Source organism: Steroidobacter gossypii, assembly GCF_016801985.1.
Taxonomy (GTDB): Bacteria; Pseudomonadota; Gammaproteobacteria; order Steroidobacterales; family Steroidobacteraceae; genus Steroidobacter; species Steroidobacter gossypii.
The window spans coordinates 918,330-943,244 of sequence record NZ_JAEVLS010000002.1 but is presented as its reverse complement, the minus strand read 5'-3'; the positions used below and the strand labels follow the sequence as shown (position 1 = coordinate 943,244).

At 62.9% G+C, this 24,915-nt stretch carries 18 protein-coding genes; 3 read left to right on the top strand and 15 right to left on the bottom strand.

Features of this window, described 5'->3' with window-relative positions; translation table 11 throughout:
• The 4 genes from paaD to paaA are packed head-to-tail and all read right to left on the bottom strand — an operon-like array spanning window position 1 to window position 2,611.
• Window positions 1-522: a 1,2-phenylacetyl-CoA epoxidase subunit PaaD gene (gene paaD / locus JM946_RS11315; protein ID WP_322110928.1), complete on the bottom strand. Its 522-nt coding sequence runs from the start codon at window positions 520-522 to the stop codon at window positions 1-3.
• A gap of 3 nt (window positions 523-525) precedes the next feature.
• A complete protein-coding gene (gene paaC / locus JM946_RS11310; protein WP_203167391.1) occupies window positions 526-1,314 on the bottom strand; it encodes a 1,2-phenylacetyl-CoA epoxidase subunit PaaC in 789 nt (262 codons plus the stop codon).
• Window positions 1,311-1,604 carry a 1,2-phenylacetyl-CoA epoxidase subunit PaaB gene (gene paaB / locus JM946_RS11305; protein ID WP_203167390.1) on the bottom strand — a complete coding sequence of 98 codons (294 nt, stop codon included), beginning with the start codon at window positions 1,602-1,604 and terminating at the stop codon, window positions 1,311-1,313. Before paaB ends, paaC begins: the two co-directional genes overlap by 4 nt.
• Before the next feature lie 11 nt (window positions 1,605-1,615).
• On the bottom strand, window positions 1,616-2,611 hold the full coding sequence (gene paaA, locus JM946_RS11300; RefSeq protein WP_203167389.1) for a 1,2-phenylacetyl-CoA epoxidase subunit PaaA: 996 nt from the start codon (window positions 2,609-2,611) through the stop codon (window positions 1,616-1,618).
• Between the two features lie 114 nt (window positions 2,612-2,725).
• On the opposite strand from paaA, the gene paaX reads away from it, so the two are divergent.
• On the top strand, window positions 2,726-3,697 hold the full coding sequence (gene paaX, locus JM946_RS11295; protein ID WP_203167388.1) for a phenylacetic acid degradation operon negative regulatory protein PaaX: 972 nt from the start codon (window positions 2,726-2,728) through the stop codon (window positions 3,695-3,697).
• 18 nt (window positions 3,698-3,715) lie between these two features.
• On the opposite strand, the gene JM946_RS11290 is transcribed toward paaX, so the two are convergent.
• Together JM946_RS11290 and JM946_RS11285 are read right to left on the bottom strand one after the other, a co-directional pair.
• Complete coding sequence (locus JM946_RS11290; protein WP_203167387.1) at window positions 3,716-4,987, bottom strand: dihydrolipoamide acetyltransferase family protein; 1,272 nt, start codon at window positions 4,985-4,987, stop codon at window positions 3,716-3,718.
• Window positions 4,988-5,002: 15 nt separating this feature from the next.
• Window positions 5,003-7,114 (bottom strand): transketolase C-terminal domain-containing protein, encoded by a 2,112-nt coding sequence (locus JM946_RS11285; RefSeq protein ID WP_203167386.1) that lies wholly within the window; start codon window positions 7,112-7,114, stop codon window positions 5,003-5,005.
• 161 nt (window positions 7,115-7,275) lie between these two features.
• Here JM946_RS11285 and JM946_RS11280 point away from each other — a divergent pair, with 161 nt between their 5' ends.
• Complete coding sequence (locus tag JM946_RS11280) at window positions 7,276-7,749, top strand: Lrp/AsnC family transcriptional regulator (protein ID WP_203167385.1); 474 nt, start codon at window positions 7,276-7,278, stop codon at window positions 7,747-7,749.
• 22 nt (window positions 7,750-7,771) lie between these two features.
• The gene (locus tag JM946_RS11275) at window positions 7,772-8,572 is read left to right on the top strand and encodes a DUF72 domain-containing protein (RefSeq protein WP_203167384.1); all 801 of its coding nucleotides are present in this window, start codon (window positions 7,772-7,774) and stop codon (window positions 8,570-8,572) included.
• A 1-nt stretch (window position 8,573) separates the two neighbouring features.
• Here the strand turns inward: JM946_RS11275 and JM946_RS11270 are convergent, their stop codons facing one another.
• Genes JM946_RS11270 through JM946_RS11230 form a run of 9 tightly spaced genes read right to left on the bottom strand, consistent with a single transcriptional unit; the run spans window position 8,574 to window position 24,731 of the window.
• A complete protein-coding gene (locus JM946_RS11270) occupies window positions 8,574-9,569 on the bottom strand; it encodes an FHA domain-containing protein (RefSeq protein ID WP_203167383.1) in 996 nt (331 codons plus the stop codon).
• Window positions 9,559-10,389: a PP2C family protein-serine/threonine phosphatase gene (locus tag JM946_RS11265; protein ID WP_203167382.1), complete on the bottom strand. Its 831-nt coding sequence runs from the start codon at window positions 10,387-10,389 to the stop codon at window positions 9,559-9,561. The genes JM946_RS11270 and JM946_RS11265 overlap by 11 nt, the downstream gene beginning before the upstream one ends.
• 12 nt (window positions 10,390-10,401) lie before the next feature.
• Entirely contained in the window at window positions 10,402-11,709 is a 1,308-nt protein-coding gene (locus JM946_RS11260; RefSeq protein WP_203167381.1) for a multiheme c-type cytochrome, read from the bottom strand.
• Window positions 11,710-11,727: 18 nt separating this feature from the next.
• The gene (locus JM946_RS11255) at window positions 11,728-15,489 is read right to left on the bottom strand and encodes an LVIVD repeat-containing protein (protein ID WP_203167380.1); all 3,762 of its coding nucleotides are present in this window, start codon (window positions 15,487-15,489) and stop codon (window positions 11,728-11,730) included.
• A gap of 24 nt (window positions 15,490-15,513) precedes the next feature.
• Complete coding sequence (locus JM946_RS11250; protein ID WP_203167379.1) at window positions 15,514-17,481, bottom strand: hypothetical protein; 1,968 nt, start codon at window positions 17,479-17,481, stop codon at window positions 15,514-15,516.
• 1 nt (window position 17,482) lies between these two features.
• Complete coding sequence (locus JM946_RS11245; protein ID WP_218042756.1) at window positions 17,483-19,549, bottom strand: heme-binding protein; 2,067 nt, start codon at window positions 19,547-19,549, stop codon at window positions 17,483-17,485.
• Window positions 19,546-21,315, bottom strand: coding sequence for a cytochrome c3 family protein (locus JM946_RS11240; protein ID WP_203167377.1), 1,770 nt, complete (start codon window positions 21,313-21,315; stop codon window positions 19,546-19,548). The genes JM946_RS11245 and JM946_RS11240 overlap by 4 nt, the downstream gene beginning before the upstream one ends.
• Before the next feature lie 15 nt (window positions 21,316-21,330).
• Complete coding sequence (locus JM946_RS11235) at window positions 21,331-22,203, bottom strand: hypothetical protein (RefSeq protein WP_203167376.1); 873 nt, start codon at window positions 22,201-22,203, stop codon at window positions 21,331-21,333.
• Window positions 22,200-24,731, bottom strand: coding sequence for a cyclic nucleotide-binding domain-containing protein (locus JM946_RS11230; protein WP_203167375.1), 2,532 nt, complete (start codon window positions 24,729-24,731; stop codon window positions 22,200-22,202). The genes JM946_RS11235 and JM946_RS11230 overlap by 4 nt, the downstream gene beginning before the upstream one ends.
• Between the last annotated feature and the right edge of the window lie 184 nt (window positions 24,732-24,915).

Genomic DNA, 24,915 nt, shown 5'->3' with positions numbered 1-24,915 from the left:
TCAGATGCACTTGAAATATTCGAACGGCTCCAAGCAACTGGAGCAACGATACAGCGCCTTGCAGGGCGTCGAGGCGAACTCGCTGACCTTGGCGGTCTGCATCGACGAGCAACGCGGGCATGCCACCTTCGGCTCGCGAAACAGATGCTTCGGATTGCTCACCGCATGCGCTGGCGGCGCGATCCCATATTCCTCGAGCTTGATGCGCGCGCTCTCAGTGAGCCAGTCGCTGGTCCACGGCGGCGACAGCACCGGCTCGACCTTCGAGTTCTCGTAGCCTTCGGCTTGCAGCCGCGCCTCGATGGAGCGCGCGATCACCTCTGTCGCAGGGCAGCCGGTATAAGTCGGCGACACGCCCACCGTCACCCTGCCCTCCGCAATGCGCACATGGCGGATGATCCCCAGCTCGACGACGCTGAGCACGGGAATCTCTGGATCAGGCACGTCGGCGAGAATCCGCCATACCGCCCGCTCCACGGGGGCGGCGACGCGATCGGCGAAATTGGCGGACGCGGAGTTCACGAGTTACCACTGCGCGCCGGGATAAGTCCGCTGCATGAATTGCATCTCGGCCAGCAGATGACTCAGATGATCGGTGTGCTGGTGACGCTTGCCGAACCAGCGAAACGGAACATCGGCCGGCCTTTTCAAAGTCGCTGTTTGCAGCACCTGCTCGACATTGGCGAGCCACGCCGCACGAAGTGACGCCGGATCCGGTCCCAATCCCGCGGCAGCGGCTTCTTCATCCGCGGCGCCGGGCGCAAACATTTCGCTCGTGAATCTCCACAGCGCATCGAGGCCCGCTTGCACGCGGTTGTGACTTTCCTCTGTGCCATCGCCAAGTCGTACCACCCAACCGGCGCTGAAGCGATAGTGATAGCGCGTCTCCTTCAGCGCCTTCGCGGCCAGCTCGGCGAACCGTGGCTCGGACGAGGCTTGCAGCTTTTCGAACAGCTCCAGCTGCCAGGCGTCCAGCAGGAACTGACGGACGATGGTGTGACCGAAATCCACGTTGGGCTGCTCGACCAGCGCCAGATTGCTGAAGTCGGACGGATCGCGCAGGAACGCAAGGTCGTCTTCGCTGCGACCTTTGCCCTCGATCTCGCCTGCGTAGGACAGCAGGTAACGCGCCTGACCCAACAGATCCAGCGCGATGTTAGCCAGCGCCAGATCTTCCTCCAGCGCCGGCGCATGACCGACCCACTCGCCGAGGCGCTGCGCGAGGATCAGGCTCGTGTCGCCCAGGTACGTGGCGTAACGGAAGCGCAACTCTGCCGAGGCTGAATGGGTCACGATGGCTGGCGAGGCGCTCATAGATTCTTCACCTCATCCGGAATCGCATAGAACGTCGGATGCCGGTAGATCTTGTCCTTCGCCGGCTCGAACAGCGCTTCGGCCTCGCCCGGATCGGAGGCTGTGATGTCGGACGAGCGCACTACCCAGATGCTGACGCCTTCCTGCCGGCGCGTGTACAGGTCACGAGCATGCTCGATGGCCATGCGCGCATCGACTGCATGGATGCTGCCGACATGCTTGTGCTCCAGACCCGAGCGCGCCCGGATGAAGACTTCCCATAGTGGCCACTGTTTGCGTTGCTGACTCATGTTCGTCTCTCTCAAGCCGCCTGCGTGTCCCGAGCGCGCTGTTTCTCCGCATATGCGAGCGCAGCCTCGCGCACCCATCGGCCTTCGTCGTGCGCGCGCCGCCGTGTTTCCAGGCGCTCGCGATTGCACGGACCGTTGCCCTTCAGCACATCCTCGAATTCTTTCCAGTCAATGGGGCCATGGATGTAGTGCTGAGTTTGTTCATCCCAGCGCAGGTCGGGATCCGGCACTTTGAGGCCGAGGTATTCGGCCTGCGGCACGGTGATGTCGATGAACTTCTGTCGCAACTCATCGTTGGTGAAGCGCTTGATCTTCCACCGCATCGACTGCGCGGTGTGCTTGGAAGTCGCATCGTTCGGGCCGAACATCATGAGCGACGGCCACCACCACCGATTCAGCGCATCCTGCGCCATGCGCTTTTGCTCGGCCGTGCCGCGAGCCAGGGTCATCATGATTTCGAAGCCCTGCCGCTGATGGAAGCTTTCTTCCTTGCAGATGCGCACCATGGCGCGTGCATACGGGCCGTACGAGCAACGGCAGATCGGAATCTGATTCATGATGGCCGCGCCATCGACCAGCCAGCCGATCGCGCCCACGTCGGCCCACGTTGGCGTGGGATAGTTGAAGATGCTCGAATACTTCGCGGTGCCGGCGAGCAGTTGCTCGATCAGTTCGTCACGGGAGATGCCCAAGGTCTCGGCGGCGCTGTACAGATACATGCCGTGCCCACCCTCGTCCTGCACCTTTGCGATCAACACCGCCTTACGCCGCAGCGACGGCGCGCGCGTGATCCAGTTGCCCTCGGGCAGCATGCCGACGATCTCCGAATGCGCATGCTGAGAGATCTGGCGGATCAGCGTCTGCCGATAGGCATCGGGCATCCAGTCCTTCGGCTCGATGCGTTCGTCCGCATCCACTTTGCTCTGAAAGCGCTGCTCCAGCGTGACTGCGTCCGTGGCCTGATGCAGGCAATCGGCGCCCAGCGAGTCCAACCCTTGCGTGTACATAGTGCCCCCACGATCCAGGCCACAACTTGACACAGAATGGCGCTTTTATCAATTTTTTCTGTGTCAGATTAGGCTGGCGTACCGATTACGCCGGCTGCGCTAACATCGCTACCCATGGCCGCCAAATCGAACTCCGCTTTCGTCACTCGCACCCACGCCCTCGTGGCTCGCTTCCGCCGGCAGCGGCCGCTGCGGGCGGGGTCGCTCCTGGTAACCATCCTGGGCGATGCCATCGCACCGCGCGGCGGGACCATCGCCCTTGCGAGTTTGATCAAGCTGGCGATGCCTTTCGGCTTGACCGAACGGCTGGTACGGACGTCGATCGGACGGCTCGCCAACGAAGATTGGGTAAGCTTCGAGCGCAGCGGTCGCGCGAGCTTCTATAGCCTGACTGTGAATGGCCGCGCTCGCTTCGCCGAAGCGACTCAGCGCATCTACGGGGCGCCTCCGCAGGATTGGGATGGACTGTGGACGATGGCCATCGTGCCGCCCACGCTCAAAACCCGGCGCGATAATTTGCGGGACGAGCTGCTTTGGCTGGGCTTCGGGCAGATTACCCCGGGTGTGTTCGCGCACCCGACTTACAAACAATCTGCGATCAACGCCCGCCTCGATGAGTTGCAGTCGTCCGGTCAGCTGATCGTGATGAGAGGTTCGATTCTTTCGGAAGCGGCGAGCGCGAATCTGGTCGCCATGGGTTGGGACCTCGACGACCTTGCGCGTCGCTACAAGCGCTTCATCGAGATGTTCTCGCCTGTCGCCGCCGCCTTGAACGACGCGGGCCACGCTCCGCTCGCAGGAGACGTTGCGTTCATCCTGCGCACGCTGCTGCTGCACGAGTACCGCAAGATTCACTTGCGCGACCCGCTGCTGCCCGTGGCGCTCTTACCGGAGGGATGGGCAGGCTGCGACGCCCAGGAACTCTGCCGCAACCTGTACGCAAAGGTGTTTCCCGCCTCGGAGCACTATCTGTCCGCCACCGTGCAAACCCAAGCCGGCGCGCTTCCCGCCCCCGCCGCGGAAATCTTCCAACGCTTCGGTGGCCTGCCCAGCGCCGACCCAAACACCGACGCCCGCGTGGCGTAGGACCGCGGCGCCAGACAACTAGCTCCAGCTCTCCAGCCGATCCACCAACACCTGCAGGAACCGGTTGGCGCGGTGGCCATCCATCACCCGATGATCCAACGTCAGCGTGATGAAACATCGTGGCTGAATCACGATCCGATCCTCGCCGCTCTCAGTCACAACGACCGCCCGCTTCTCCAACTTGCCCACGCCGAGAATCGCCGACTGCGGTTGATTGATGATGATGGGCGTCGCCACCAAGCTCCCGCTCACGCCGTGATTCGAAATCGTGAAGGTGCCATCTCGAACATCATTGGGCGTGAGCTTATCCAGCCGTGCCCGCTCGACGACCTCACCCAACTCACGGGCGATACCAAACAAATCCAAGCCCTGCACGTTGCGCACGACAGGCACCACCAGCCCCTCGCCTTCCAACGCCGTGGCCACACCGATATTGACCGTGTCCGGAACAATCAGCGCATCTTCCGTCCACCGGCTGTTCGCCTCCGGCACTTCGCGAATCGCATCCACGCATGCAGCGAGGAAATAAGCCGTGAACGTCAGTGAAACGCCCTGACGCTGAAACTCCTCCTTGTGAGCCGCCCGATGCGCCATGACCGCCGACATGTTCGCTTCGAACACCGTCGTCACATGAGGCGCCGTGTGCAACAAGCTCTCGACCATGCGCTCGGCAATGCGCTTGCGCATGGTTGAATGCGGAACCTTGCGGCCGGCGACCGCCGCCTCCGCTTCCGTTGGCATCGGACGTTCTTGGCGCTGACTCGCGGACCGCTGAGCCGCGACGTAAGCGAGCACATCATCGACGGTGACCCGACCACCCGCCCCCGTGCCTCGAATCGGCGCCGACTCCAACCCATGCTCGGCGATCAAACGACGCACGGCCGGGCTGCTACGCCCCGTCGACAAAGCCTCGGCATGCGCTGCGAAGGCCGCCATGCGAACCTCGGCGCCTGGCGCCGGAGGCCGGCTCCCAGCAGCAGCGGCCGGCGCCGAATCAGCAGAATCTGCGGAAGCAGCGGAATCATCAGAAGGCGACGCGCTGTCAGCCGCCGACTGGATCGTTCCAAGCAACTCGCCCGGCTCGATCTCCTCCTGCTCATGCTTGAGAATCTCGCGCAACACGCCGCCGGCCGGCGCGGGAATCTCGATGGTCACCTTGTCCGTTTCGACTTCGATGAGCGGCTCGTTCTCGGCCACCGTCTCGCCGATATTCTTCAACCAACGCTGGACCTGCGAGCGCGTGCCTTCGGATTGTTCGCTGGGCGCGCGCACTTCGATCGTTGTCGTCATTCCTCAGCCTCTCGATTAGATACTGGCGATCTGGCGGATGGCGTCCGTGATGCGAGCAACGCTCGGCACCACCGAATCGAGCAACAACGGACTGTGCGGGCTCGGCACATCCGGCATGGTGACGCGCTCGATCGGCGCATCGAGATCGAAGAATGCTTCCTTCGCCAACACCGCCGCAATCTCAGCACCGAAGCCCGCTGTGAGGTTGTCTTCGTGCACGATCACGCAGCGACGCGTCTTGCGCACCGAGGCCAGCACTGCCTCTCGATCCCAAGGCATCAAGGTGCGCAGGTCGAGCAGTTCGACATCGACGCTCGACTGTTCCGCGGCCTGCTCGCAACGCTCGACCATGGCGCCCCAGCTGATGATGGTCAGCTCCGATCCTGCGCGCAACAGCTTCGCCTTGCCAAACGGCACGACGAAATCGTCGCCCGGATAGGGCCGCCGGGCCCACGCGCCATCGAGCATGGCCCGATGCTCGAAGAAAATCGTCGGATCGTTCCCACGCAGAGCACTTCGCAACAATCCGACTGCGTCTTCTGCGTTCGACGGCATCGCCACTCGCCAACCGATGGCGTGTACGAACTGCACCTCGTTGCTCTGGCTGTGCCAGGGATCGCCGCATTTGAAGAAACCGCCCGGCATGCGCACCACCATCGGCGCGGCGAAACGATTGGCCGTACGCCACCGCATCGTGCCGCAATCGTTCAGCTGCTCGACCGCCGGATCGGCGTATTTACGGAACTGAATTTCCGGGACCGGCATCAGGCCGGCCAGCGCCATACCCACCGCACGACCGATGATGCCCTCCTCGGACAGACTCGTGTCGAACACGCGAGAAGCGCCAAATTTCTCCTGCAATCCCAAGGTGGCCGCGTGCACGCCGCCCTTGCGGCCCACGTCTTCACCAAACACCACGACGCGCTGATTGATGGCCAGCTCGTGCTCCAGGGTGCGGCGAATCGCCGTGACCATGTTGATGCGCGGGCCTTCGGAGCGCGGCGACTCGTTGCCGGCAGGCAGATTCATACCGGCATCCGGCAAGCCACCCTGCTGCTGCAGATCCAGCGTGCCGTCTTCGTTGCGTTCGGAGAAAACATGTCGGGTCGAGCGCGTCACATCGGGAACGGCGCTCGCTTCGACGGCCGCCAGCGCAGCCTGCACATCTTCGTGAGCGCGCTGTTCCAACGCGCTCCACGCCTGCTCCGACATCACACCTGGCACGAGCTGCGCCCGCAACTTCACCAGCGGGTCGCGAGCACGCTCGGCGCTGATTTCTTCGGACGACTTATAGGTCTGCGTATCCTGACCGGAATGTCCCGAGAGACGCGGCACCACCACGCGCAACAACACCGGACCTTGACCCGCTCGCACCGCTTCGACGCCTCGAGCGATCGACACTGCCGCTTCCACGGGCATGGCGCTGTCGGTCTCGAGGATGCGCAGATTCTTGAAGCCCGACAGATTGGCGGCGATGTTGCCACCCGGGGTCTGGAAATCGGACTTCACCGAGATGCCGTAACCATTGTCCTCGATAAAGAACAGGATCGGCAGGCGCTGCGTGGTGGCAATCGTCAATGCCGACCAGAAACCATTGGTGGCGGCGGACGCATCGCCGCCGTGAGCTACTGCAATGCTGCCGTTCGCCTCCGCTTCGCCCAGCACCTGCGAGCGATATTGCAATGATTGCGCCCAGCCGACCGCCGGCGTGTACTGAGCGCCGACGCCACCGCAGGCAGGCAACACGCAGACGCCGTCACGATTGGGAAGATTGAACACCACGCCAATGTCGCGGCCGTCGCTGACGGAGCCTGAGCGCATCATGGTGGAAGCCAACGCATCCTTGAGTGGCAAGCCTACTGACAACATCAAGGGCCGGGAACGGTAATAAACACCGATGCCGTCGCGAGCGCCCGTCAACAATTGGCCAAGCAAGACTTGCGTGACATCGTGGCCACGCGCGGTGAACTGATAGAGCACTTTGCGAGCCGGCAGCAGCTGGGTTTCTTCCAACTCATCCAGCGCACGCGACACCAGAATTGTATGCACCACGCGCTGCCAGTCGGGCTGCGGCAACTTCGGACTGCCCACTCCGGTGCCGAATAGCGAATGTCGTTCTGCGCTCATGTAGCTCGGTGTCTTTGGCAAGCGGCGTGGCGCCGCATACGCCAGCCTACGCCGCTCCGCGGAGCGGAAATCAACAAAGTACGGCGCCATTTCGCCACCGATTGGTGATAACCTCCACGCCAGCCATTCAAATTAGCCGATTCCACTCCAAAGGGGGTGCCATGGATCTAGACCGCTACGACGCTGCCATCCTCAACGAGCTGCAACGCGACGGCCGCCTGCCCATCGTCGAACTCGCCGAGCAGGTCGGCCTTTCGAGTACGCCGTGCGCCCGACGCCTCAAGCTCATGGAGCACGACGGCATCATTCAGGGTTACACCGCCGTCATCGATCCCAGCCGGCTCGGTTTGAAGGTGCAGGCATTCGTGCAGGTCCGCCTTACTCGTCATACCGACGAGAACATCGAGCAGTTCCGTCGCGCCGTGGACAGCATGGAAGAAGTGGTGAGCTGTCACGCCATGACCGGCGCGTATGACCTGCTGCTGCAGGTGGTGGTCACCGACCTGGAACAGCTGAGCAACGTGGTGTTGAAGAAGCTCATGCATATTCGCGCTGTGCGCGACGTGCATTCGAGCATCGTGCTCAATACCATCAAGCGCTCGTCGCGCCTCCCGGTGCGACACCTGGTGCGCTGAAGATAGCTGCGTCGAGGAAAGCATGAGCAAGACCGCGGGCAGAATTCGCGCCGGCATCGGCGGCTGGACCTACGAACCCTGGGAAGAGACCTTCTACCCGGCCGACCTGCCGAAGAAATCGCAGCTCAACTATGCGAGCCGCCAGGTCACGGCCATCGAAATCAACGGCACGTTCTATCGGCTGCAAAAGCCGGACGTGTTCGCCAAGTGGCGCGACGATGCGCCGGAGGACTTCGTATTCTCCATCAAGGCGCCGCGCTATCTCACTTATCGCAAGGTGCTCTCCGAAGCGCTGCCGTCCGTGCCGCGCTTTTTGGACAGCGGCCTGTCATCGCTGCAGCAAAAGCTCGGCCCCATCCTGTGGCAATTGCCGCCCACGCTGCATTTCGACGGCGCCGACATCGACGCCTTCCTGGCGGGGGTGCCCCGTGAGTTGGATGGCCGGCCTCTGAGACACGTGCTCGAGGTGCGCCACAAAACCTTCATGGACCCCGCGTATGTGGAGCTGGCGAGGAAACATTCGGTCGCCACCGTATTCGCGCACACCGACGAATTTCCGAACTTCGCCGATGTCACGGCCGACTTCGTGTACGCCCGGCTGCGCAAGGCCGAAGCGTCGGAGCCGACCGGCTACTCCAAGCGAGACCTCAAAGCGTGGAGCGAACGCGCCAGACTGTGGGCCTCGGGCGGCGCGCCGGACGATCTGCCGTATGTGACCGACGCCGTGCCGGCCAAGCAGCCGCGGGACGTGTTCATCTTTTTCATCAACGGCGCAAAACAAAGAGCGCCGGCCGCCGCCAAGCATCTGTTGACGCTGATCTGAGCTACTTCGACAACAGGAACTTGTAGACCACGAACAGCACGGCAATGGTCGCCAGGAAGGCGATGGTCGCGACCACCAGGCTCCTGCCCTTGGTTTCCTCGCCCTCGCCGAGGCCGGGGTCGAGCATCCGTTGCGAGGCCGTGATTCGTGCCGCGCCGCTGCCGTCGGTATGGAACACGCATTCGACCGGGCCGAAGCGCACACGATCGCCCGAGGCGAGATAGCTCACATTGGCGCGTTTGCCATTCACGAACGTGCCGTTGGCGGACATCTGATCGAGCACCTTCCAGCGCTCGCCTTCGTTGACGATCTTGGCGTGCAACGCCGACACGCCGCTGTCCATGAACTGCACCTCGCGATCGGCCTGACTGCCGATGGTCCACTCGGCATTGCCCGAATCGCCCACCGCGAGACGAATGTTCAATCCTGCCCGGCTGCCGGACACCACCTGCAGATGCGGGCCGTCGACCGCGCTCGGATTGGCGAGGATGGGCGAGGCGCTCGCCATCTGTTTCATCTGCGCCGGATCGATGAACTGGGTCTTGTTGACGCCGCCGTCGCCGAGCGCATCCGGATCCGCCCACGCGCCAGGCCGCTTGAACACGCCGCTGCTCTCGGCCACGACGGCAGCCGACTCGGGAGCGCGATAGGCGGTCGCCTCCTCTCGAGCGACCGTGGGCAGCGTTCGTGCCACCGGCGCCTGCGAGTGGATTCGAAAATCAAACTCCTCCACATCGAAACGCAACCGATCGCCGGACGCGATACGCACCCGGCCGGTGATGCGCTTGCCGTTGAGAAAGGTGCCGTTGGAGGAGCCCAGATCTTCCAGCCAATAGCTGCCCTCGGCCAGCAGCACCTTGGCGTGCCGGCGCGAAGCATGGCCTTCGGTGAGCAATACGTCGCACTCGGCCTGACGGCCCAGCACGGTCTCCGGCTTCAGCGCGATCTCGCGACTGTTGCCGACTTTTATCAGGACTGCGTTGGACTCAGCGACCATAGAACCACCACCACATGACTGCCACCAGCGTAGCCGCCGCCATGCCGCCGATAATAGGTAACATTGCCCGGAGTTTCTGCGACCCCGCGCTCGAAAAGTCGCTCGCGCTCGGGCCGTCATATTCCACCACCAGGGCGCTGACGTTGTCCCGCCCGCCCTTGGCCAGCGCCGCTTCGATCAACGCCTCGGTGGCCCGCTCCGGCTGCGGATGGGTGCGCAACACCTCGGCGATCTCCCGATCCTCCAACTCGTCGTTGAGCCCGTCGCTGCACAGGAGCAACCAATCCCGCCGCTGCAGCGCCAGCGTCGCGACGGAAGGCTCCGGCGTGCCGATCCCCAGGGTACGCGTCACCAGATTTCGATTCGGATGGCCGCGCAACTGCTCTTCAGAAAGGTTCTCCTGCGTCCGCAGCACTTCCAGATAGGAATGATCGCGCGTGATTGCGCTCAGCGAGCCATCTCGCCAGAGATAGGCCCTGCTGTCGCCCACCCAGGCGATCTCCGCCTTTCGCTCACCGATGCGCGTCGCCACCACCGTCGAGCCCATGTTGTCGTAGGCGGTGTTGGTCTTGGCGGTCGCGGCCACCGTCTCGTGCGCCTTGCGGATCGCCTCGACCAGCGGCAGCGTCAACCCTTCGCCGAGCAATGTTTCTTTCACGACCCGGCTGGCGACATCGCCGCTGGCGTGGCCGCCCATGCCGTCGGCCACGAACCAGAAGTTGCTCGCCTCGTCCCAACCGACCACGTCTTCGTTGGGCCCGTCGCGGCGGCCGGGATGGGTGCGACCCGAGAATCGTTTGTGGGTTGCTCTGAAGCGCACGGTGAGGCTCGTTCAGAAAGAGCGCTGCGCGTTGGCCGCGGCAGCAGCGAACTGTTGCGGGCTGAACGTGTTGTCGTTCTTGACCGCGTTGTACAGCGCATCCAGCGCTGCTTTTTTGCTGGCGCGATCGCCGATCGTATAGCTCAGGCTCTCCAGGCCCAGCACGATCTGCTCCGCGGCCGCGTAATCGCCGGCTTTGTCGCTGGCTGCGTAACGTGCGAGCGTCTTGCGCATCTTAATCACGTCCGCGCTCGAATATTGTTTTCGAGCGAGCGCATCGCGCGGCGCCAGCCAGTTCAGCAACGCCTTGGCAGCCTCGTTCACCGCGGCGCGATCGCGCTGCCCGGCGCGAATCAGCGCGTTGGTCAGCTCCGCGAGTTGTTTGGTCGCGGTCGGCTCGAAGGTGTCCATGAGGGCTTGCAACACGATGAGATTCTGGGTCTGCAAACGCACCGATCCCGGCTTGATGCCGGCGCCGGCGCGCGCGGAATTCCAGCGGATCTTGTCCATCGGATGATGGCAGCTGTGGCAGTCGTAGAACGCCAGCTCCGGGAACATGCCGCCGCCATGGAACATGTTTGTTTGCAACAGCGACAGGTAGCGGCGCGTGGTTTCGAGCTGGCCGGTGACCCACAGGTTCATGCCTTCGATCTTGCCCTTGCGCCGATCGTAGTCTTCGTCGACGATGAAATGCGCCGGTTGATTGGTGGTGTAGGCCTCCAGCTCGAAGCTCAGCCGCGGATGACCGGCGCCCATGATGGCATGCGTGGCGAATTGATCCTTGGTACCGAGGTGACATCCCAGGCACACCTGAACACGTCGCAACGGCTGTTCGGTGGGATACATGCCGCGCGCCAGGTTGTCTTTGTGGGTCGCGTTCTCCGCTGCGTGACTCTCCAGCCATTTTTCCGAGCCGCCATGGCAGGCCTCGCAGCCCACGCCGTCGCTGATCTGAAACTTCGGGCCGCGCTTGTCCGAGGGCACATTGTCCGCATGGCAATCCAGGCAGATCTTCGCCGCCGTCGCATTCGGCAAGCCCAGATTGGCGGCAATGCGCCTGGACTCCGGCAGTTCGAGAGTGCGATAGGCCTGCGCGTGCCGGTCTTCCTGCTGCCAGATCCGATACTCGTTCAACGCCACGTCTTTATCTGACTGCGGAGCAAGCTTGCCGTGGCAGACGCTGGTGGCGCAGCTCGCCACTCCCATGTGTTTGTAATCGGCAATACCCGGCTCGAGCGCGAGCGCCGGTACGCTCGCTCCCAAGGCCACCATCAGCCACAGCGCTCTTGTTTTCGAGAAGGCGCCTCGCCTCCGTCCCATAGAGTTCTCCGAGACCCGTTACTGCCGAGACATCTGCTGTTCCACCTGATCGCTGACGTACCAGGGCTGCCCATTGTCGTTCAGGAACAGCTTGCGCATCTCTTCGAGACTCAACGGACGCGAGCCGCGCCGGCCGAACACCGCGATCTGCCCGCCCGTCTCGTCGACGCCGCGGTCGCGCTCCAGCCCCTTGGACAGGCTCAGCGCGGGCTTGCTCGTTTCATACATCGCGATCAGCTCCGGCTTGGGCTCGGGACTGAAGCCGTAGAACTTGGGCTGCGAAGCCGGCGAGGTGAGCTGCACGACCTTCAGTCCGTTCTCGCCATCGGCGACATACATGAACAGAGAAGCGTTGGTGGTCGCGACGATCACGTCGCGTGCATCGGTGATCTTGCCGCCCGCGCTGAAGCGCTGATATTCGAACATTCGCTCCGGACGTTCGACGTCCACGATCACGACGCCATCGCTGCCCGCCGCCACGTACGCGTAGGTTCGCGCCACGAACACACGCTGCGCGTTCTTCATGCGGATGGTGTTGTTCGGCACCAGTCGCGGCGCTCTGGGGTCGGTCACGTCGATGGTCTTCAGGCCTTCCGCATCGGTCACGAACAGATAGCGGAACTGCAACGCCGACGAGTGCGCGTTCTGGAGCGGCACTTCCGCAACCATCATCGGCTTCAGCGGATCATCGACACTGACGATCGCCAGCCCCTTGTCGGTGGTGATGTACAGATAGTAGCCGCCGACCGTAATGTGCCGCGCGCCATTGAGTACGCCGCCCGGATTCCACGTCACCGCACGCTTGAGGAAGTTATTGCGCGGCTCGCCGTCGGCCATGGTGTTGACGTCGACCAGGATCAATCCTTCCTTCGAGTCGGTGACATACGCGTAGTTGTAGAGCGGATGAAATGGCTGCTCCATATTCGCCACGCGCATCTTCTCGCCCTGATTCCGCGGCGGATGAATCGGCTGGTTGGTCGGCAGCGCCACGCAGGTCGCATCTTTGGTATTGACCTGGGTATCGTGACCCAGCGGACTGAAGGGCGCCGTGATCAGGCGTTGCGACACGCCCTTGTTGCCCTGGCTCGCAACGTCGTACACCTGCAGGCCACCGCGGCCTTCGGCCACATACAGATACTCGCCGCGCAGTTGCAGACAGCGCACCTCACCTGCGTTGTGGCTGTAACCATTCTGCAGCTCGCGGCCTTTGTCGTTGTGCTTGTTGAACCAGTCGGGATAGGCGTATCGGTGCAGATAGCTGCCGATGACGGCCTGCGGCTCATCCCACTCGGTCACAGTTACGGCGCTGATCTGACCGGCGCCGCCGACGTATGCGTTGTAGCCGACGAAGTTGATGAAGTTGGTTCCCTGCGCCAGCAACTGCGCCATGATGGCGTTGTTGTCGTTTTCCTTCGACAAGTGACAGTCGCTGCAGGTCTTGGTCTCGGTCTTGCGCTCGGTGTGCGGATAGTGAGGATTGAACGCCTGTGAGCTGTAGCCGCTCGCCGCGATGGGCGGCTGCTGGATATAGATCTTTTCGCGGTTGGCATTGGTCGACGACAGCACCAGCGCCGAGCTCGATCGCACGGGAGCGATCTTGCCGCCAGCGGCCGGCTCGCGACGGCCCAGCAGGAACATCTCATCGCGCGCCACCTGCGGATTGTAGGTGGCGAAGTTGCGGGTTTCGCCGCCCTCGTAGTGATTGCGCGTGGTCTTGGCGTTCGCCTCGATCGGCAAGTGACAGCCGCCGCAGCTCGTGGTCCACGAGGTATGGCACATGTAACACTCGACGTTCTCGTCGGCGTGGGCGAGCTCGTTGGCTCCCACACCCTTGCCCCAGACCTGCGTCGTGGTGTTCTTGCTCATCAGCTTGGCGCGCGCCGCCTTCGGGTTGTACTCGGCGCTTTTCGGATCGACGGTGCGCTTGACCAGGCTCATGCGCCACTCGACACCGGGCTCCATCATCGAGCGCTGATACAACGTATCGCCCACCCATTCGAAGCGACGCCGACCGTCCGGCGTACGCAGCGTGGTCATGTCGACGCCGCCGCCCAATGCGGCCGGGCCCGACGTGTAGAGATTCGGCAGTTGCAACGCGGTGCCGTGGCAGTCCTTACAGTCGATCTCCACCGCAGCGGCGACTTCACCGTAGATGTAGCCATTGCCGTGATTATCTTGCGCGAAGTGGCAGTCTACGCACTGCATGCCGACATCCACGTGGATGGACGACATGTGCACCGCCTTCTTGAACTTCTGCGGATCGTCATCGCTCACGATGCGATTGTTGGCGTCGAGCAGATTGCCCTTACGATCGCGCTTGAACACCGCACGGAAGTTCCAGCCGTGACCGTGATAGTCCGCGAACTGCGTATCCTTGAGCTGCGGATTCAACTCGGACACCTGCTTCAGGAACTCCACATCCGCCCATTTGCCGCGCGTGGCCGCGCCCTCCGGATTGCGATCCAGCACCTTGCGAATCGTTTCGCTGTCCGGGTACTGCTGCTTCTCGGGCCACATGAACGGCGCGTCGGACTCATAGTCCCACATGGTGTAGCCGAGGAAGCTGTTCATGAACATGTTCGGCTGGTGCATGTGGCAGACCATGCACTGGCTGCTCGGCACGGAGCGCGTCAGCGTGTGAGTCAACGGGTGCCCCGGCTCGGTTTTGCTGATGGTGGGATCGACGGTGCGCGTCAGGCCTTCATGGCCGAACTTGGCGTAAATGCTCGAGTGACGCTTGTCGCGATCGTTCGCATACACCACGTGACACGACGCGCAGCCCGAATGGCGATAGTCGCCGGGCTGATCGTTGGTGCCGATGAACCACGGCAGCGGGTCGTTCAAGCGCGTCTTGGTGATGTTGATGACCGGCACGGCGATGCGAGCGCCGGTGCCCGGTCCACGATTCGACTGACGGAAATCCGGCCGCCCCGGCTCCTCGATACGTTGCAGCTGGCCGAGCGCATTCGGCAGGCCCGTCTCTGCAAACAAGTTGCCGATGTTTCGTCCGCCGCGTTCGAACACGCGGAAGATGTCGCCGGGATAGATCGTCTCCCACGACGGCAGCGGATACAGCTGCGGCAGGATGCCAGCGATGGCGGCCTGATCGATCAGGTGATCGGGGATTTTGGGCCCTTTGAGCAGCACGCCTTTGCCGTCGCGATCGTACGATTCGCCGAGGATGTACTGTTTGAAATCCAGGATGCCGTTGTTATATGCCGCGCCACCCCACAGCATCGCGCCCGTGGTATGCATGCTGCGCGAGGTCGCTTCGATGATCTCCATGTGACAGGCGCCGCACGACTCGCGCACGATGCGGTAGTCGGAGGGATTGATGAAGCGAATGAATTCGGGGCTTTCCCGGTTGAGCAACGTGTAGCTGCGCTCGGGATTGGCGCTGGACGGATAGTTCCATTCCTTGGGGAACCGCGGCAGCACGTGAGCGAGCTCTTGCTGCTTCATATAAGCGTCGGTCCCACGCGTGACGCCAGGCGCCAGGCGCACGCTCGCATCGCCGCCGTGACAGTCGGTGCAACCCAGCTTCACCGCCGGGTTCAAGTGCATGGTGTTGGAATCAGTTTGTGTGTGACAGGTCTGGCAGCCTTCGGTCTTGGCTCGCACCATGTCGTCGGTCTGGCTTTTCGGCGCCGGCGGCGCCGTCACGTATTTCGGCTCGTCGCTGCCGAACAAACCGGCGGAGGCCACGCCGCTGAACGCGCACAGCACGAGCAGCGCCTGCCCCGCCGTGCGGGCGATGTGACCGAGTTTCCCTGTTGGCATCTTTCGCATCATCGGGTCGCAAGCTCAGTAGGCGAAAATGGCGTTGAGCAGGAAGTAGCCCGGATCCTCGTCCGGGAACAGCGCATCGAAGCCATCCCCGGCAATCAGGGTCGCGTACGACGCCCGCACCACGATGTTCTGCGACATCAGCGGGCGATAGATCAATGAAGCCGACACGTCGTAGCCGATGTGCTTGTCGATGGGCCCCTGATTGCGCGCCACCTCGAGCACCGCCGTATCGTCGAAGTACAGCGAGTTGGCATTGAGCGAGACGCGCAGGGTCGGCATCAGGTCCATGTCGACGCCCAGTCCCGCCAGCAGCACGCCGGGATTGGTGAAGTTCGACTGCCCCTGCTCCTTCGACGAGCGCAAGTTGTTCAACACGCCGTTACGAGTCGCCAGCGCCACCCGGCCGCCGCCGATCAAAGGCACGGCCTGGCGAATGAAGTAGCTGGTGTCCGCGCCGGCGAACTGTGGATTCTCGAACACCGCGTCGAAGCCATTGGCCTCGTCGTCGAACGGATTGTCGTCGCCGCTGCCATAGAGCAGCGACAGGCGTGGACGGATCCAATCGAAATCCACCGACAACTCAGCGGCCGCGAACACGGCGCTGATATCCACCTCCTGGTTGACGAACACGCTCGGCGTTTCGTCGCCGAACGCGTAATACACCGAAGTCGTCAGATTGAGCCGGCCGAAGTGACCGTCGCCGTTATAACCGACATAGGTCACATCGTACTCGCGCAGGTTCTCCAGCCCGAGCGACGACGGCCGCTCGATGAAACCGTTGGCGTTGTAGAAAATCTCGTCGTCGCGATTGCGGTTGTGGAGCACCGTGGCTTGCGAGGTGAAGCCCAGCACCGGGAAATCCTGCCGATACAGGTTCACCACGAACACGTCATCCTCACGCGGCGTCTCACCCACGTCGTTCAAGCCGCTGTTGGTGTCCTTTTCCAGGCGACGGAAGTACGCGATGTTGTACTGCCACTTGTTGTTGTCGCGCGTGCCGAACAGGCGCGCGCCAAGCTGATTGTCCTGGAACAAGAAGCCACGGAAGTCCGACGAGAACGGCTGGATGCCGATCCGGAAACTGTCGAAATCGTAGTTGTCCGAAACATTGCGAATGTGGCGATCCACGAACGCCGCCTGCAAGCCGACGAAGGTGTCGTCACGGTCCAGGCCGCGTCGGGCATCGGCATTCACGCCCTGCACTTCTTCCAGCTCGGTGTAGTTGTACGAAAACACCGGCGTGACACGGAATTCCCAGTCAGGTGGCTTGAAGACCGTGTTGCCCTTGTAATAGACCAGCTCGGCGCTGACGTTCTGGGACATCGACCATTGATCGAAGCTGCCGAACACGTCGATGCCGCCCGGCTGATCGGTGGAGATCGCGCCCACGGGTGTCGGCACTTCGCGCAGCTCGTACACGGTGTCGGAGATCAGGCCGAGATTGAAGAACCAATCCTCGCCGACCACCGGCTTGTCCGCTTTCAGCACGTTGCGGTTGTATGGATCCCACCAACGTTCCTTGTAACCCAGCGTGTCGACGATGCGCCAGCGATCGGGCATGGGCACCGAGTCCACGAAATCAGCAAGCCCGGGACGCGGGATTGGCGAAATGGATGCTGGCGGCGCACGCTCGATCGTTCGCCGACGAGGCGCGCGGCCGGTGTCTTCAACGGAAGCTGGCACGTCGGGTTGCGCTTCACGCGGCGGCAACGGCACGACTCGCTGCGGCGTGGGCACGGGCACGACCTGCTGTGTCTCCGGCGGCGGCACGCCTTCACTTGGGATCGGCGCTTGAGGCGCGGCGCCCTCCTGCGGACAAGGCACTTCCGTGTAACCGGGACGACGGCGCTTCACGATGCGCCCGACGTCGTCCTGATAGCAAACTTCCTGCGCACTCGCCGTCGTCGACCACGCAGTGGCAGTGACAACGAAAGTGCTGAGGGTCAGCAACGAGGTCGTTAGTGGTCGACGTCTTTTCCTCACGTCACATCCCTCCACACACGTTGTCGTCCGTGACGTCGATGAACGGCGCTTGCGGACACTGCACGTAGCGAAGACGCACACCCATCGGCGTCAGCGTGTCGGCGCGCATCTCGGGGGGCGCATTGTTGATCGCGCCATTGAGCGCCTGACCGGCATTCTGCAAGCCCAGGAACGCGATCATGTCGTCCTGATCGACACCATCGCCCGACACGCCGATGCCACCGATCAACGTATTGCCACGATAAATCGGCACGCTGCCCGGGAAGATCTGCAAGCCGTTGCCCAGTCGCACTCCGGCGATGGTCTGTCCGACGCTGCTCAGATCGTTGGCCAGTTGCACGCCGGCGCAGCCGGGCGCCACGTCGGGCACCGGCAAGCCGGAGACGAACAATACGTGTTGCAGGATCGCGTTGATCGACAGATCCAGCTGCATGCCGGTGGAGAACGGACTCCACTCGCCCCTGGGCTTGCTCAGCGGCCCCTGGTTTTCATAGTTGATGCCGTCCGGAAAGAACGGCCGCGCCAGATTGCCGAACGCGCGATCGGTGTACGCGATCGATCCGTCCGCCAGGGCATTCGGATTGTTCATGAACGCCTGGAACTGAGCGACGTAGCTATTCAATGGAATGGCGCGGACCACGCTGGCGCCGGCGTCGGTCGTGGCAAGATATTTCGCATCGGGCAGCGTGGCGACGAACGCCGCAGCTGTGTTCGAGGACATGAACGCTGCCGTTCGCGCCTTCTGCAAAGAAACATCCGTGCCGAACAGTGGCGCATCGCGCGTGCGTGCGATGCCGAGAATCGCACCTTGAGTGTCGACCACCGAGATCGTGACACGAGCCTGCGAACCTGTCGGACGGCGGATCTGCGCACGCGCGCGATTTGCTACATCGAGTGCTGATTGTAACAACGTGCGAACTTCGCTCTCGGAAAGCACTGCCCCACCGACCACAGCGGCGTCAGTGCCGGTGCGCGGCGGAAAACGCAACGTATTGGTCTCATCGACCAGCACGAAAGCATCGCGTCCTGGGAAATTCTGATCCGCATCGGGTCGAATGCCGGAGCCCGGCTGACCGAACACGGTGCCGTCGCGAATCACACCGTCGGTGTAACCCAACACCGGGATCACCTGTCCCACCGTCGGCGCGAGCGATGCGAAACCCGGCGCCAGCTGCGGGTTCGTGCTCAGCTCCGCGAACTCCACGTCGGTGAAGCGCAAGATTTTGCCATCGACCGTGATGCGGTCGGCGCGTCGATCGACCGGCGCGCTGAACCCGAATGTCGCGGCAAGCGCGATCGCCTCATCGATATCTACGTCGCGGTCGAGAATGCTCTTGTCGATGGTGTAGAAACCATCGGCCAACACACCCACGCCACCGACGACGGTGCCACCCTTGTACAGTGGGAAGCCGCCCGGATCGGCTGACAATCCCAGCGGTGTGCGTTGTGGCCCGATGCTCGGGGCGGTGCCGTTGAACTGACGGACCAGATCCGAGCACGCGAGCGAGCTGAACTGCACTCCGAACAGCGGGCCGGCCGGCTGCAGCTGTTCACCCGGGTTGAAGTTCTCCTGTACGATCTGGCTGGCGACACGCGTCGAGAAGGCGTTGCCTTCCGAAGACAGATACGCGCCCGTCACTGCCTTGGCGATGGCGGCGGCATGATCGATGAACAGCTGCAACGCCTGCGTCGGCAGGCGAATTCCTTCCAGCCCACCCGAAATCGGCGCGTCACCCGCGGGTGACGTCGTGACCGTCACCGAGCGTGTCGACGCGTCACCCATGCGATACACGGCGAGCACATTGCCGACGCGATCCACGACCGCGATCGTTGCGTTCACGCCGCGGGCCTGCGCTTCAGCCACGCCCTGCGCGATCACTTGTTGCACGTCGGCGACGGTGAGATTGAAGCCCGTGTTCAAACAGCTGCCGTTACAGCCCGGATTGCTCACGTCGGTGCCGGTGTCTGGAGTCACTGACGAGCCGCCGGAACAGGCAACCAGGAGCGCCGCCATGAACGGCAGCAGCAACAGTCGCCTCGCACGCGATGGGGTGGAAACGTCTTTCATAATCCAGCGAGTTCGGCGCGAGGCGCGGTTTCGGTTTCGCGATTCCTCGTCTGCGTGCCGATAGCATCCAGCAGCGAGGGTTGACGCGGGTGATATTCGTGGCAGCTCACGCATTGCACGGTGACTCTTTCGGCGGCGGCTTTGTCGCCATGACACTCCGTGCATTTCGCAATTCCGGGCACCATCAGATCACTGCTGTCGGTGGATTTTTTGGCGGCGTGACACGACAGGCACGCGTCGTCGCCCGTCAGCTTTCCCTGAATCTGATGACTGCGATGGTCGAAGCGGTTGGCCGGGAAATAGTCGCGCGCGAACCGGATGGGCACGACCTGGAACCGGTCGAACACATTGGCGACCTTGGTGTCGATGACGGCGTGACAGCCGACGCAGCCGCGCCGTGTGAACTGACTTTCGATCTCCTTCTTCGCGCTGCGCATGGCGCAGTCGAACGGCTCGCCGTCGCAGGTCTCCTCTTCCCGATCCTGTCCTGGCAAGCGGCGACGCTCACGCGTGGCGACGCGACCGAAGTTCGGGTCAGAAAACTTGCGCGTGAAGTAGTCCTGCAACGTGAGCACCACTTCGCGCGGCCTGCCATGCGGCAGCTGTCGATCGGGCGCGCCCGGATCGAACGTCAGCTCGTGACATTGCGCGCACTGCTTCTCCTGAGTGATCGGTTCGAAGTGCTCGCCATCCGGCTCGAGGCGGTGACAATCCGCGCAGTTCATGGGTTTGCTATCGCCACGTCGCAGCACCCGGTTCGGATCGAGATGCTGACGATGCGAGAACTTCAGGTTGGATTGCTCCACGGCCTTGTCCAACTCGGCGACCACGGTCTTCCAGTCGTAGCTGAAGCCGCGTCCCGCCGCCTGTCCGGCGACCGATGCCAGCAGATGCGCTTTGAATTCGGGATGCCGGTCGAGAGCGAACCCGTTCACCGGATCCATCTTGATCTCACCGAAGCCGTGCTGCGGCTTGCCATGGCAATCGATGCAGCTGCTGTCGCTGCGGTTGACCAGGAACGTTTGCGGTTCGTTGTGTTCGCGATGACAGGTGGCACAGCGCGGCGTCGGCCCGAGCTCGGTGAGCGCGAGACGCGCCGGCATGATGTGATCGTGCGTGGTGCGATGACAGGTCTCGCACGCCGAGTCCTGCACGCGTTGGAACAACTTCTCGTGGCACGTCTCGCAGCGGTCGCCGATCGCTTGCTGATGCACCTGATGCAGCGGTCCCGAATTCCAGAACTCATCGCCAGGAAACCACGAGGGCACGGGATTGTCGGCGCGATGCGCCTTGTACACCATCAATGGCAATATCAAACCGAACAGCATCACCACGGCCACACCTGCCCACGCCATAGTGCGCTTGCCGAGCCAGGTCTGCGACAGGTCGGTGCGAAACGCGCTTTCGAACGTGCTGGCGTCGATCTGATCGTTCGGCTGCAGCTCGATGGCGACGGAGAATCCCGGTGGCGGCTGCGCGATACGCAGCCGATGCCCCGCCAGCTCGATGACATCGCCGATGGAGAGTCTCGCGGTCGCTTTTTTCTTGCCGTTGAGGCGCACGTACTCGCCTCGCCGGCATTCCAGCTCGAGCTGTGCGCCGGCCTGGCGGATCACGGCGTGCTCGGCCGCGATGCCACGGCCCAACAGCTGGATGTTGCGATCGGCGGAGCTGCCGATGGTCAGCTCTTTGCTGGAGATCTCGGTATCGTAGTATTCGGCGATCCCGTCGGGACCTTCTCGAAGCTCGCGTAGTAGTGCGTCCATATCCTTGAGCCCGCGCTACCAGTAGAAGAACGTCACGATGATGTGCAGCACCAGCGCCACGAGCAGCGCGATGGTGACCGGCACATGGAAGTACAGCCAGATCTTCAGCCAACCATACAAACGAATGTCGCGGCGGATTCGGCGCAACACCGCCTGCCGTCGGCACAACAACACGATGAGCTGTTGCAAGTTGGCGGCTTCGGCGCCCTTTGCGGCGCGCGGCAAACGCGCGCCCACGAAGTCGATGACTTGCTGCTGGTCGGTGTTGCGCACGGGTTTGCCGGCGCCGCGAACGAAGTACGAGTCGTCACGACTGAACAACTGCGAATAAATCCCGCCGCCCAGCGTGGTGCGTTCGATGCTGCTGTCGACGGCGATCGCCACATCGGGCGCGCAGCGACTCGCTACGGCGCGCGCGTTGCGGTCCAGCTCGAACAACTCCGCAAACAACTCGGCTCGCGCTCCACCCTCGCGATTCTTCGAGATGAGCTGCGGATAACTCATGTAGGTGTACAAACCAAAGAAGCCGCTCAGAATCACCACGCACATGAGCACATACGCAAACGTGTGCAGATTCCAGCCAATCTGCAGTCCCGAATGCAGCGTCGCGACCACGATCAGCGCCGAGCCCAGATACACATGCGCCGAAGTCCAGCCTTGCACCGTTCCCATAGTGGAGCTGTAGCGGCGCTTGCGGATGCCCAGGAGCGTGAGCCACACGATGAGCAGCGCTCCGACCGTGCCCAGCACATAGCCTTGCCAGGTGCCGCCATTGGGCGGCTGGGCGTCGCCCTGCGTCACATACAAAATGCAGGAAGCCACGATCAGTCCCAGCGACCACCACAGGTAGCGGGCTCCGCGATAGGAAAGCAGATTGCGGTGAATCACCGCTTCCGCTCCTCGACCAGGTCGACGAACTGCTCCGGACCGATGCGAATGGCCGCACCGGTCGGGCAGGCGCGCACGCACGCCGGGCCGCCCTTGATGCCGACGCAGGCATCGCACTTGGTGGCCTTCTTGCCTTTTTCCTTGGACTTGGCCGAGGGCTTGTAGTCGGGCTGCTCGCCGGGGCCACTGCCCATGGCGAAGATCATCCACGACACCAGGCCGGGCTTTTTCGGCGCGTCGTACACCATGCGAATCACGCCGTACGGACAGTTCGCCTCGCAATTGCCGCAGCCGATGCAGGTTTCGTTGATGTAAACCTCGCCAGTTTCCGATCGACGCAACGCGTTCGGCGGGCAATCCTTCATGCAATGAGGCTGCTCGCAGTGCCGGCAGGAAATCGGGATGTGAATGTTGCCAAAGGTGGCGCCGGCCTCGCGATCCAGTCGCGACACGCCTTGATGCGTTTCGGCGCAGGCCTTCTCGCAGTTGTCACAACCGACGCACAGCGCCTCGTCGATGACCAGGACGTTGGTCGCCTCGCCCAGCCCCTCGTCCATCAGGAAGTTCATCAGCGTGCCCGCTTCGGGCCGCACTTGCATGCGTGCCTTGTCGACCACGCGCCGACTCACATCTTTCTGCAACGGGTCCAGGCGTGCGTCGTCGCGCCGTGTGAGCTCGAGGAATTCGCGACGCTTGATCTCGATCAACTCCGCCGCCACGTTGGCGGTGGCGGTTTCGCGCCGGATCGGATCGCCCATCAGCGCCATCTCGCCGATCAGCTGGCCGGAGCGAACCTGCGAGACGAGCTGGTCGGCCTCGCCCTGGCGACGTAGCAACGTGATCGCACCCGAGCGCAGCACGAAGAGCGAGTCGCCCGTCTCGCCTTCCGCAAACAACACTTCGCCCGCCTTGAGCTTTCGCAACGTCACGCGGGTCGCGATGTTGCGTAGCTCCCTCAGCGAGGCGAACGGCGCGAAATGCCGCTGCAACTCGCGCACGATGAAAATCCAGTCGATGCCGCTGCGAACCTCCTCGTTGGAGTTCATCAGCTTCAGCATGGTCCGGCGCGGCGTTTCCACCAGGATGCAACCGGGACCCGCGATGGCCTTTTCCAGACGCGGCCTGCCGGAGAGCAGACTCATCTCGCCGAAAAACTCGCCGCGCCCCAGGCGCGTGCGAATCTTCTGTGGCCCGGTGGCTTCGAGCAGCACTTCGCCGTCCACGATGGTGAAGAAGGAGGTGCCGAACTCACCGGGCTGATAGATTACCTCGCCTTCGCGGATGACGCGGGTCATGCGCGGCTGCGGATCTTTCTTGGCGAGCTTCTTCTGCAGCTGCGCCATGCGCCGGCGCGCATCCTCGAACTCCGCGCCCGGCGGAAACGCCACCATCAGATCGCTCTCGATCACCAGCTCCCGAAATGCGAGCGCATTCATCTCACGAAACATCGGGATCAGCGTCTGGAAGCGCTCCACGATCTCGTCCACGGTGCGCTCGAACGGCAGCCCGAAAAACTGATATTCGAGCAATGGATGATCGGCCGGCTTCACGTCGTTGCCGTTGATGAACTCGACCACGTCGTAGCCCTGGTTCATCGCCTGCTTGATCAGCGGAAAGCCGGCCAGCGAGCCGATGATGTAGACGCCGGGCACGTTGCTCTCGTAGTGGCGCGACAGGGCCGGGATCGCATCCGCCCGCTCGTTCGGGAACTTGATGCCGATCGACTCCACGAACTTGCGCGGTGGGATCGCGCCCAGGCGCGCGATGATGCGATGACACTGCACCGTCTTCTCGCCCGCGGGCGTCTGCATCACCACCGTGAGCGGCACCGCCCCGCCGGTCTGAGTCACGCTCTTGATGCTGGTCTCGTAGTAACAATTGAGCCGCCGGCGCGGATCGGTGATGGCCGCCACGACTGCGTTGAGATTCGCATCCTTGGCGCGGCTGAATTCCTTGCCGCGATTCAGGATCCAGACGTCGTTCTGCTCGGCCAGCGCCAGCGCGTTTTCGATGGCCGAGTCGCCCGCGCCCACCACCAGGATGGTCTCGTTGCTGAATTCCTTGGGATCGTCCAGCTGATATTGAACGCGCGCCAGGTCCTCGCCGGGCGTGCCGAGCTTGCGCGGGTTGCCTTCCAGGCCGATGGCCAGCACCACGAAGGCGGCCTGGATGACTTCGCCGCTGACCAGCTGGATCGAGAACGCGCCCTTGCCGCCGCCGATCTTGCGCACCTCGGCGTTGTATCGAATGTTGACGTTGAGCTGGCTGAGACCGTCGCTCCACGCCGACAGAATTTTTTCGCGGCTGCCGGCGCCGAAGCCCAGATCGCTGCGCAGATCCAGGAATCCCGGCTCGGCCATCACATGCTTGCCCTTCTGGTAGCGCTGGATGGTCTTGGCGTGGGCGCTGAAGCCTTCGAGCAGTATGTAGCTGGGGCTACTGCGCCTCGCCTGTCGATCACGCGCAGCGGCGCGTGCGGCTGCGCTCAGGCCCGCGGGGCCGGCGCCGATGATTGCGATTTGGTACATGCAGAAACAAATGCGCCCGCACTTGCTCCTCCCTGCGATTGCTTGCGACTGCCTGCCATCCCGGAATGTTTCGCGCTGAGTATTGTTAAATTCGCGATGGATGCTACCGGCCCGGCAACGGCGCTCGCAAGGTGTTCATCGTGCGCTACGTCACGGAATCCAGGACGTTTGTGAGGGCGAATGG